General features: G+C 44.3%; 11 protein-coding genes. 7 read left to right on the top strand and 4 right to left on the bottom strand.

Annotated elements, in window-relative coordinates:
* Positions 1-276 precede the first annotated feature (276 nt).
* Entirely contained in the window at positions 277-1,029 is a 753-nt protein-coding gene (locus L5M71_RS08300) for an outer membrane protein OmpK (protein ID WP_219253753.1), read from the top strand.
* A gap of 102 nt (positions 1,030-1,131) precedes the next feature.
* On the opposite strand, the gene udp is transcribed toward L5M71_RS08300, so the two are convergent.
* Positions 1,132-1,890 (bottom strand): uridine phosphorylase, encoded by a 759-nt coding sequence (gene udp, locus L5M71_RS08305; RefSeq protein WP_105251257.1) that lies wholly within the window; start codon positions 1,888-1,890, stop codon positions 1,132-1,134.
* 413 nt (positions 1,891-2,303) lie between these two features.
* Between udp and L5M71_RS08310 the strand changes: the two genes are divergently transcribed.
* Complete coding sequence (locus L5M71_RS08310; RefSeq protein ID WP_006083288.1) at positions 2,304-2,516, top strand: YdcH family protein; 213 nt, start codon at positions 2,304-2,306, stop codon at positions 2,514-2,516.
* A 65-nt stretch (positions 2,517-2,581) separates the two neighbouring features.
* Here L5M71_RS08310 and L5M71_RS08315 read toward each other — a convergent pair whose 3' ends face one another.
* The gene (locus tag L5M71_RS08315) at positions 2,582-3,757 is read right to left on the bottom strand and encodes a type III PLP-dependent enzyme (RefSeq protein ID WP_105251256.1); all 1,176 of its coding nucleotides are present in this window, start codon (positions 3,755-3,757) and stop codon (positions 2,582-2,584) included.
* 377 nt (positions 3,758-4,134) lie between these two features.
* On the bottom strand, positions 4,135-4,614 hold the full coding sequence (locus L5M71_RS08320) for a hypothetical protein (RefSeq protein WP_219250687.1): 480 nt from the start codon (positions 4,612-4,614) through the stop codon (positions 4,135-4,137).
* A gap of 169 nt (positions 4,615-4,783) precedes the next feature.
* Between L5M71_RS08320 and L5M71_RS08325 the strand changes: the two genes are divergently transcribed.
* The 3 genes from L5M71_RS08325 (at position 4,784) to L5M71_RS08335 (ending at position 8,286) form a co-directional block, all read left to right on the top strand.
* The gene (locus L5M71_RS08325) at positions 4,784-5,620 is read left to right on the top strand and encodes a mechanosensitive ion channel family protein (protein WP_131523458.1); all 837 of its coding nucleotides are present in this window, start codon (positions 4,784-4,786) and stop codon (positions 5,618-5,620) included.
* A 118-nt stretch (positions 5,621-5,738) separates the two neighbouring features.
* Positions 5,739-7,277 (top strand): tetratricopeptide repeat protein, encoded by a 1,539-nt coding sequence (locus tag L5M71_RS08330; protein WP_263206900.1) that lies wholly within the window; start codon positions 5,739-5,741, stop codon positions 7,275-7,277.
* Between the two features lie 232 nt (positions 7,278-7,509).
* A complete protein-coding gene (locus L5M71_RS08335) occupies positions 7,510-8,286 on the top strand; it encodes a substrate-binding periplasmic protein (protein WP_263206902.1) in 777 nt (258 codons plus the stop codon).
* 33 nt (positions 8,287-8,319) lie between these two features.
* On the opposite strand, the gene L5M71_RS08340 is transcribed toward L5M71_RS08335, so the two are convergent.
* Entirely contained in the window at positions 8,320-9,159 is an 840-nt protein-coding gene (locus L5M71_RS08340) for a LysR family transcriptional regulator (RefSeq protein ID WP_263206905.1), read from the bottom strand.
* Between the two features lie 191 nt (positions 9,160-9,350).
* On the opposite strand from L5M71_RS08340, the gene L5M71_RS08345 reads away from it, so the two are divergent.
* Complete coding sequence (locus tag L5M71_RS08345; protein WP_263206907.1) at positions 9,351-10,082, top strand: SDR family oxidoreductase; 732 nt, start codon at positions 9,351-9,353, stop codon at positions 10,080-10,082.
* 279 nt (positions 10,083-10,361) lie between these two features.
* Complete coding sequence (locus tag L5M71_RS08350; RefSeq protein WP_263167648.1) at positions 10,362-11,522, top strand: putative sulfate/molybdate transporter; 1,161 nt, start codon at positions 10,362-10,364, stop codon at positions 11,520-11,522.
* Positions 11,523-11,633 lie beyond the last annotated feature (111 nt).

The following is an 11,633-nucleotide window of genomic DNA, read 5'->3' on the forward strand; positions in this document are numbered from 1 at the left end:
CCCCAATCCACAAGCGGCGCAATAACAATAAAAAACATTAAAAATCAATTATCTAAAAATAAAATTCCTCACTAATGATTATGTGATTTTGACAACAACATTCGATAAAAACTTTGAATAAATGTAAATTTTTGCATATATTGCCCCCACTTTTGAGCAAGTCCTTTGACGTACACTCGCGCTAGGTTTGAACTTACCCATCAAACCATGCCATAGGTCAGAGAACGGATTGAGTAAGACACGAATAAACTTCGACCTATACAACAGGAAATAACAATGAAAAAAACATGCCTATGCCTAGCACTAATGCTTTCTCCTCAAGCATTTGCGGGTGACTTAGTACAGTGGTGGGATTTCAGTGCAACAGCCCTCTATGGCGAAGACTACGATTTAGCGCCATCAGATAAACAAGCCACTATCACCTTAGAAACGGCTGGCGGCTGGAAATACGGTGATTGGTTTGCCTTCCAAGATTTTATCTATTTCAAAGGTAACGACACGGGCATGCAAAGCACTACCTATGGTGAAATTTCACCGCGTTTCAGTGCCAGCAAAATCCTCGGCGAGAAAATCGCCTTTGGCCCAGTAACAGACTTGTCTCTAGCGTTAACCTATGAAGAAGGTGAAGGCCCAGTCCACAGCTTACTTTACGGTTTAGGGGTTGACGTAGCAGTACCATACTTCACTTATCTTAACTTTAACACCTATCGCCGCGATGGTATGAGCACTGGTAACAATAGTGACGGCTGGCAGTTCACTCCTGTATTTCGTATCGATATCCCTGTTGGATCTGCCAACATAGTACTCGATGGCTTTATCGACTGGGTATTTGCCACCGACGATAACGGCTACGAGGAAAACTTCCATTTCAACCCACAGCTAAAATACGATCTCGGTAAGAGCCTGTTCGGTGATCATCAAGCCAATAAATTATTGGTGGGTATCGAATACGATCTGTGGACCAATAAATACGGTGTGAAAGGCGTCGATCAAGACACTTACTCTGTGATTGCTCAATACCATTTCTAATCGGTATCGGCATAGTTTTAAAACAACAAAAAAGGTGCCATTGGCACCTTTTCTATTCTGAGCACTCACTTTGCAGGGGAGTGTTGCTTAGCTTACTAAAAATTAAGCTAACAATTTTTTCGCTGCAGCAACCACGATAGAAACCGCACTCACTTCAGTTTTCTTCATTGTGGCTTCATTAGGAATTTCTTGTTGGGTGCGGTTTACAATCACACCAGCAACGCAGGCTGCACGCCAACCTTGAGTGGCACACATAGTGAACAAAGTGGAAGACTCCATCTCATAGTTCAGTACGCCCATATCTTGCCATTCTTTCATTGAACCCGCGAAACGACGCGTTACACGGCCTGTGACAGTGTCATAACGCTCTTGGCCTGGGTAGAAAGTATCAGAAGAAGCTGTTACGCCAATGTGTGGCTCAACACCAGCATCACGACACGCTGCAACCATAGCAGTGGTACATTCAAAGTTTGCAACCGCTGGATATTCCATAGGTGCAAAATGTAAGCTCGCGCCATCTAAACGTACTGAAGCTTGAGTCACAATCACATCACCCACATTAACATGAGGTTGGATTGCGCCTGTAGTCCCTACACGCAGGAAGGTATTCACACCTAATTGCGCAAGTTCTTCTACTGCGATAGAAGTAGATGGACCACCGATACCGGTTGAACACACTACTACTGGCTTGCCATCGGCATACGCTAAATAGCTTGTATACTCGCGGTGGCTAGCAAGAAACGTCGCATTGTCCATTAGTTCGGCAATACGTTTTACACGCTCTGGATCACCAGGAACGATTGCTAAGGTTGCACCATCGAGCATCGCTTTGGTCAAACCTAAATGAAATACATCAGCCATTGTGAAAACCCCTTTCATTTTTGATAATTAAATTCTTATAAAATCGACTTTAACCTAGTATCGAAGCGGTGAAGGTTAACTTGATCACAGAATTATCGGCAAGAAGTAATTGTTTAGTCGTAATGAAATTACCAACTACACCAGCATCTGCTCACAAGATAGCAAATTTGCCCATATTTCGAATGTCAGTCTGATTTATACCAAACAAAGTGTGAACTAGATCCTGAACTCATGCCAGAGTCGGTGGTAACAAATGTCTAAGATGCTGATTTAAAATAGATTAAAATAAATCATCCATTAGTATTAATCTAAGTGACCGCTAAAAGTGATCTAAGTCACGTTTAACGACTTGGTATAAGGTTAGGGTTAAGGCGTAACCTGAAGTGTAGTAAATGACGACAAGGAGAATGCCGATGTTTCCAGAGTACAGAGAATTAATTTCCACCCTGAAAACCCAAGATGCTCATTTTCAACGTAAGTTTAATGAGCATAATCAGTTAGACGAGGAAATCAAACAACTGGAAAAACGTGTCGCCAGTGATTTCAATCCCACTGTGAAAGAACTCAAAAGCAGAAAGTTACATTTAAAAGAGGAAATTTATCAGATCCTCAAATCCCACGAGTAATCCTACTATTACTCTAAAGACAAATAAGGGCGCCTAAGCGCCCTTATTAATGTCATCACAATCGCTTACAGATAGTAATCCTTCAGCGGTGGGAAACCGTTAAAGCATACTGCTGAATACGTCGTCGTATAAGCCCCTGCGGTTAACCAATACATACGATCGCCAATGGCTAAGTCATTTGGTAAGCCATAGCTATAGTGCTCATACATGATATCTGCACTGTCACAGGTTGGGCCGGCAATCACGCATTTATCCAGCTCGCCTTGACGCTCAGTATAAATCGGGAACTTAATCGCCTCGTCCATCGTTTCAATCAAGCCAGAGAATTTACCCACATCGGTAAACACCCAACGCTCTAACGCTGTGTAAGATTTTTTGCTGATCAGCACCACTTCAGACACTAAAATCCCCGCGTTAGAGATCAACGAACGACCTGGTTCCAAAATAATTTGTGGTAAATCATCACCAAAATCTTCCTTCAGGAAGTGAGTGATTTGCTCGGCATACACACCCAATTGATTGGTTTTATCAATATAGTTAGCAGGGAAACCACCACCCATATTGATCATCTTCAAGGTGATATTGTGCTCATCACGCAGACGGTCAAAAATGCTTTTCACTTTACCAATCGCTGAATCCCAAGCACCTATGTCACGTTGCTGAGAACCCACATGGAAAGAAATACCAAAAGGCTCTAAGCCTAATTCCTGTGCCAATACTAATAGCTCATAGGCCATTTCGTTTTGGCAGCCGAATTTACGGGATAACGGCCAATCAGCGGTATCTGTACCTTCGGTCAGAATGCGCACATAAATACGTGAACCCGGTGCTTCTTCAGCGATCATTCGCAAATCAGCTTCTGAGTCAGATGCATACATACGCACGCCACGCTCATAAAATGCACGCACATCTTGGCGCTTTTTAATGGTATTACCATAGCTGACTCGATCGGTTGTCACACCGACATTCATGACCATATCTAGCTCATAAATCGAGGCAATATCAAAGTTTGACCCTTTATCTTTTAGTAAAGATAAGATCTCGGCCGCGGGGTTTGCCTTAACTGCATAATAAACGTTGGCGTAAGGAAAACTATTAACCATGTCATCGTATTGTTTCGCTATGATACTTGTATCGATCACTACGAACGGGGTTGCTTTGTCTTTGGCAAACGCTTCAATACGCTTGAATGTGTCCATATCATAATAGTCAGCAACATCAATAGATTGAAATTGGCTCATTGGGCCAGAGTCTCCTTTGGGTCAGATAGATAACAGTAAGTGTGATGTATTAAAAACGTGCGCAGTAAACGATATTTTTTCGCTTTACGCAACGAATTTTTATGCTGAATTAATAACTTTTTATTCCCTAATTCTTTAAGGAACTGAACCATCAGAAAAAGGCGCTATAAAACAAATAATTATGCACACAAACCCTAAGGTAAATTTGTGTTCATTATCAGAATAAAAAGTGAATTTTTTACGACGTTATCGGAAGGGAGATGGATAGACTGGCTGGAGCCAAAATATCCATCTAAAAACAGTTATCTTGAAGTAACAGTCACACAGCAAAAAGAAGACTAATGGATGCCTTAAAATACGTCCGTTAAATCGAGTCGTTACTGCGGCTGATTGAGTTTTGCGAGGGCTTGGTTCAAGGCTTCACTGGAATCAAAATAGGCAATGTCCAAAATGTTACGCTGCTTGAGCAATATCATAGTGGCCATATCTTTGTTATCAGGTAATAAACGACTGATCTCACCATCCCTATCTAACCCAATCGCAAAAGGTAAATCTTGCATCTGTGGCACAGCCACAAATTTAGCGATCAAAGAAGGCATACCACTGATATCGGCAACATAAACTAAACCCGCTGGCATTTGAGTCGCGCTCAAGGGGGTAAGTGCATCCTTAATCACATCACCGCCTTTCATGCTGCGACTAAAGAGCAGCACTTGAGTCTCATCAGTCACATTAATGGTTTTATCATTTTGGTCGAGAAGTGAAATGGGATTAATCGCATCTCCGGCAACATAACTCGCAGCATACGCCCAGATTGGGGTTAACAGACAAGACAAACATAACAACAGCGTTTTCATAAACACTCGACTCCATTATTGGATAGGCGAACAGCATACCTGACTCCCCCTATCGACTCATTAAATCAACCACGATTACATGATACGCTTCACACATGAAGGGCGAAAAGTATTTGGTGAAATTTCTACGCTATAATCGCACAGTTAATTTTATTACAAGGATATCATAATGATAACACCTGGACTCGATCAAGAATTGCAGCAACTACAAGGCGTTTATCAACTCATCACCGAGTTTTTAGTCACCTACAGCTTTCAACTCGTAGGTGCTTTGCTGATCTTTTTGTTAGGTTTATGGGTAGCCAGTAAAGTATCACGCTTAGTCGCTAAGCAATTCGACAAACACAATATCGATATCACCCTAAGCAATTTTGTCAGCAATCTTATCCGCATTCTGATCATCGTCATGGTTGGGATTATCGCCCTCGGCAAAATCGGCATCAGTATTACCCCTATGGTTGCGGCAATTGGTGCCGCCTCCCTCGGTGCAGGTTTAGCCTTACAAGGTATGCTAGCGAACTATGCCGCAGGCGTGACTATTATCGTCACCCGCCCTTTTGTGGTAGGCAATACTATTGAAATTAAAGGGGAAAGCGGCGTTGTTAAACGTATCCACTTAGGCATGACCATACTGACCAATGAGGAAGGTGAGCAAATCAGCATTCCTAATAAACATATCGTCGGCGAAATCCTGCACAACTCCTTCAGCAATAAGCTAGTCGAAACCCAGTTCAATCTCAGTTACAACACAGATCCCGAACGAGCCATTAGTGTGATTACTGAGTTATTGAGCAATAATCCCTATGTTTATCAAGAGACCACACCTAATATTGGCATCAATGGTTTTAATGCTAATGGAATTGAAATGGGGGTTCGTTACTGGGTGCCCACACAAAGCTATTTTCAACATAAATATAAGGTGAACCTCGCTCTTTATAACGCCCTTAAGCAGGCAGGAATCGAGATTGCCTGCCCCATTAGGGAGATCCATCTGCAAGATAAATAACGCTAATGCCCATGGGATTGGTAGGCTTAGTCGATCAGCCTAGCCCAAATTGTAAACTTGCATTCTTGTAAAAATTTACGTTTACTATACTCCCAAATATCGATAGTGATGGACTACTATGTTGTTGATACTCATAATTATTGCTTTTATTGTACTGTTTATTTTTTTCGCTAAATATCAAAAAAAACAAGTGCAAGCTAAAGCACTTGCCGCAGGTGATCCTACTGCGCTACTCAATCATGGCTTAACACTGATTAACCAAGGCGAAGTCAACTCTGGCCTAGATTATATTCAGCAGGCAGTCGATAAAGGCTTAGCCGTTGCCGCCATTGCTATGGCAGAACTTTATTCCGGTCGATTCCCACAAGTTCCCGCCGATCCCAAGGCATCTAACGATTGGTATAAAAAAGCCGCCGAAATAGAGCCTCAATATTTACCCATGCTCACACTACCTAATTTGCTCTCTTCTGAGTCGCAAACACTCGATGAGTTAATCGCACAGGCAGAACAGCTCAAACCTAATGCCGAAGCGGGGCAAGCCGAGTTTCAATATGAGCTTGCTTACTTGTATCTAAGCCAGCCCTTTCTCGATCCCGATGCTAGCCAAGCAATTTACTGGTTCGAAAAAGCCGCCGCACAAAAAAACCAAAGAGCCTATTACCATTTAGCCACACTCTACTGGCATGATGAGCGCGTCACTTCGGACTATATCAAAGCACGGGAATACTTTGAGAAATCCGCCGCCGCTGGTGATGAATTAGCAAAAGATGATCTAGGACATATGCTTGCTGCTGGCCAAGGTGGACCTAAAGATTTAGCGCGTGCAGAGGCATTACTTAGCGAGCGCGCCGCAGACGATGATTTCCGCCAGTATTATCTTGGTAAACGTTTCCTCTACGGTGAAGATTTGGCTGTCGACTATGACAAGGCGCGCCATTGGTTAAGCCAATCTGTCGCTAGAGGTAATGACTTCGCTAAGATTGAATTTGCTCATCTTTTACTGAAAGCGCCACAAAATGAGAGTGATTACCAACAGGCTAAAATTGACTTTGAAGAATTCGCACTTAAGTGGAATGAAGACGCACTGCTAGGCTTAGGCAAGATTTATGAGCAAGGTTTAGGCGTGAGTCGCCAACCGATTAAAGCGTTAATGTATTACCAGCTCGCGGCCATGAGCAATAGAGCCGATCATCTAAAAGAATTAGCCAGATTCAGTCAGCAACTAGGTACCTTAGAGATAAGAGAGGCTGAGCGTCTACGTGACAGTTTCTTGCATCAGCATCCAATCCCCGCTGAGCAACAACAATATTTTTATTTCTATAAGGCTGAATCATTTTTAAGTGATGAAAAAACCACTCAAGAGGCTCTACAAGCGGCAGAAGCTTGGTACGTCAAATCGGCAGAGCTAGGTCATGAAATTGCTATGCGGGAACTGGTCAATATTTACGGCGCAGAACAATTAAATAAACCTATACAAATGTTTATTTGGTCTAGTTTATTGCTACGTCATTTTGGTAAATACGGGATGAATAGCGCTCAACGACTCCATCAAAACACCGCAAAATCATGTTTAACAGAATCCGAGCTTGTCTACGCCGAAACCCAAATTGAGGCCATTGAAACCCAATTAACGCCCTATCTTGAGTCGGATAGGTAAGTTTCCTAGCAGCGAATGAGTCCCAGAAAAGGTTTGGTCAGATTTAACAGGCCAAACCGTTTGGTTACAAAATAGAGTGAATTTTTAATTACTTAAAAAGCACAGTGGATGTATAAGCACTACAATCAATTATTGACCAAACCTGCGCAGCTAAACGACTCAAAAATAAAACCTAGTCGAATTAACTGTCCAGCCCGATAATTAAAACTGAGCATTTTAATAGGCAAGATGAATGAGGCTGATACTGATCATTGTCATTTCATGCTTATTTCTGTCCCAAGCAAGGGCAGAAACCTCTGCTGTTGTCTGGCAAGCACACTGCCGCGATAGGCATCCTGTTATTTATGTCGAAAATGGTGAGTGCAAAGGCCCAGGTGCAGCAGTCATCAATGAAGTCATCGCCCGCCTAGGTCACAAGATAAATTGGAGTAATGTGCCTTGGGCACGCACAATTAAAGTGGCAGAAATGGGACAAGTCGACCTAATCCCTGTCCATTCGATGACACCAGAGCGCAACGATTTTCTAGACCCTATGCTTCTAGGATACGACAAGCGCTACGTCTATTACTTTGCCCTTGCGAATAGACAACTTGAAGTCAAACATTTCGATGAACTAAAACCTCATATCATTGGCGCACTTAGAGGCGCTTTTTACTGTCCGCAGTTTAATGACAATCAAAACCAACTAAAAGTGTCTTTTGTTAATGATAACGGTCAGTTAATCAATATGTTGAAGGCTGAGCGTATCGATTTAGCCATCACCTCCGAACAGCATGAAATGCAATTTTTTGCTAAAGATCCCCAGCTTAAGCAGATGGAATACGTCGACATCAGCAAGAACGGCCGTTACTTCAGCATTCCGCTCATGTCGCCGCTGCATCAATATGCCAAGCAAGTTCACCAGATAGTCGACGACATGCGCACCTCAGGTGAAATTACTCAACTATTTAAATCCTACGGCGTCGAGCCTCCACTTAATCTCACTGAATCGCCCTTAGCGACTCACTAATCTGAATGCTGATAACCCAAAACTAACTTGGAATTAATTCGGTCGAGCGGCTAAATGCCGTAACAAGGTCGCCAATGTTGGCGCAACTGCCTGATGGGAGGGATAACACAAACCAATACGACGAAACATTCTCGGACCATCAAATTTTACTTGCTTGAGCCTAGGCTCATCCTCAATTAAACCATCAGGCAAAAAACTCACCCCAAATCCAGCCAACACTAGCGACATCACGAGAGACTTAGATTCGGCCTTAGCGACCAAATTAAGCGACATATTGCTGCACGCCAGTAAACCTATCGTCTGCTGATGAGCTTCACAGGGCGGACACTCGATAAAGTCAAAGCCATTGAGCTGCTCGGGGCGTAGGCTATCTACTTGGGCGAGGGCATGCTCCTTGGGGACGCACAGCACATAATCTTCTTCCCATAGCGGGAAAAACACTTCATCTTCATGGCGTAAACTGTCGATAGTTAAACGACAATCTGCGGGGCTTTGGTAATCCAACAGCTCCAGATCTAGCTTATCAATGGCTTGATTCACCTGCTGTAAAAATCCCGCCAAACGCCGCTGGCTTAAGTCTGGCATCACAGCCAAACGTAGCTTTTGCCGGCTCGCCTTCGCCATAAACAAGCCTGGTAACTTACTCGCCTCCTCGACTAATTTAACCGCCAAAGGGTATAGATAGTGCGCGCTGTCCAAAGGTTTAACGCCTTTTTTGCTGCGCTCAAATAACTGACCACCAAGCTCTTCTTCGAGTTGCTTTAACCCAGCAGACAGTGAAGGCTGGCTCACAAAGCAACGGTTAGCCGCCGAGGTAATATTGTTCTCTTCAAAAATTGCGATAAAGAAACGCAGCAAACGCAAATCGACCATTTAATCTTCTCCGACAACCGACGAGTTCAGCACAAATTTCAACAATAGTGCCATAGGCTGAGCCTATCATATCCAGCTGGAATAAGTATTTTTCGACTGAAAATCCCCAGCCTATACTGGTTAACAGGTTCAAGACGCCGAACAACAGTTTGTTTACGGCTTACATTGGCTCCAATTAATAGGAAATACTAATGAATCAAGTTACTAAATCACTGGTTGTCATCACGGGCGCTTCATCGGGTATTGGCGCCGCTATGGCCAAAAGCTTTAGCGTTGCAGGCCACCCGCTGCTATTACTGGCACGCCGAGTTGAAGCAATGCAAGCGCTTGAATTACCAAACAGCCTTTCTATCAGCGTCGATGTCACCGACGGCGCAGCTATTAAAACCGCCATAACCCAAGCAGAAGCACAATTTGGCCCGGTCGGCTGTCTTATCAATAACGCGGGAATCATGCTACTAGGCCAAATCGATGTGCAAGATCCCAAGGAATGGAGCCGCATGCTCAATATCAATGTGATGGGCGTGCTTAATGGTATTCATGCGGTATTAGCCGGCATGAAAGCTCGCAAAACTGGCACTATCATTAATGTCAGCTCAGTGGCGGGGCGTAAAACCTTTCCAAACCACGCCGCTTACTGCGCTACTAAATTTGCCGTGCACGCCTTAACAGAAAACATTCGTGAAGAAGTCGCCATGGATGACGTACGCCTTATCACTATCGCCCCTGGCGCAGTAGAAACCGAGTTGTTGAGCCATACCACCAGCGATGACATTAAAGCGGGTTACCATGACTGGAAAGAAGAAATGGGCGGCGTTATCGCCCCTGAAAACGTCGCCGCTGCTGCGTTGTTTGCATGGCAACAACCGCAAAATGTGTGCGTACGCGAAATCGTTCTAGCACCAACGCGCCAGCAACCTTAACAAGCAACATTACACAATAAAGAATATCAACCACGGCACTGACCGCCAGTGTTGCGGTTGAATCATGACTCACAAATGAGCTTGAGTTAACAATTACCCCAATGCAGCCGCAATAGACACAGGTGCAGACAATTAGACTCAGCCATTCTTCGGCCTTGCCCCAGTTTGTCTCATTGAGTGACTCAATACGGTAGTTTGACTCTGTTTACCCCCAAAATCATCTGATTTTTATGGCATTTATTTTGCGTAGTCATAGCGTGTTCAATTACGGCAATCAGTATGACCTCGGGCAAAATTTCCCAAACAGTATCCAATCCTTCATTCAACCGTTTACTCGGTGAAACCAGTGGCGCTTTTGCCGACTTAGGCACTTTTTTACCTTTAGTGCTAGGGCTAATTGCCCTCAATCAATTTTCGCCCCAAGGGATATTTTTGGGGTTTGGTCTATTCGCTATTCTCAGCGCGCTGTTTTACCGTCGCCCGATTCCGGTACAACCGATGAAAGTCATCGCTGCACTGGTGATCGCTCAGGGCTTAACCCCAGGCATGTTGCAGGCAAGCGCCATGTTAATGGGCATTATCCTGTTAATTCTCGCCTTTAGCGGCGCCATCACTTGGTTAGCCAAACAGTTATCACAAGCTGTGAGTGTTGGCATTCAACTCGCCATAGGTCTGCAACTGATGTGGATGGGCACTAAGATGATGAGTGAATTTTGGCTGGTTGGCGTGGGGGCATTTGTACTGTTATTTATCAGTAAATTTTTGCCGCTGCGCTACCTTGCCATGCCCTTAGTCATAGCAGCGGGGATGATTTGGCAAGCAAGTACACAAACTAATTTAGCCACTAACTTTGATATTCAAGCAATGACAGCGCCATTTCAATTAGCGTGGCCGACATCAGTTGAATGGACCTCTGCCGCCGTTTTGTTGGTTTTGCCACAACTGGCATTAACCTTAACCAATGCGGTCATTGCCACGTCTGTAATGGCACAGGAGAAATTCCCTGAAGATGCCGCCAAACTCACGCCCAAAAACTTCGCCATTAGCTCAGGTCTTGCCAACTTATTGCTCGCGCCCTTTGGTGCCTCGGCCATGTGCCACGGTGCGGGCGGACTTGCGGTGCAATACCATTTTGGCGCCCGCACTTATCTGGCGCCGTTAATTTTTGGTAGTACGTGCTTAATGATAGCCCTGTGCTGGGGTACTAATATCGCTTGGCTATTAAGCCTTATTCCTATGGCAATCCTCGGCAGTTTACTGACCACTGCGGGGCTACAACTGGCGTGGTCGAAACGCTTAATCGATGGTAAGCCCTTCTGTATCTTTGTGATTTTATCAACCGCGGTGACTTGCCTCGCCATCAACGCCGCTGCGGGACTTGCCGTGGGGATAATTCTGGAGCAAGGTCGCCGCACTTGGGCCATGTTAGCCATGCGTTAATCGCTTCCTACCCGCAGTAATAAGGTTCCCAAAATCAAACAGCGCGTTATACAACGCGCTTTTTGTTAATCATTCAAACCTCTTCCAACTGCCATCAACGAGAGCGAGAGC

It is taken from the genome of Shewanella sp. SW1 (assembly GCF_025653545.1).
In the GTDB taxonomy this organism is placed as follows: domain Bacteria; phylum Pseudomonadota; class Gammaproteobacteria; order Enterobacterales; family Shewanellaceae; genus Shewanella; species Shewanella oncorhynchi.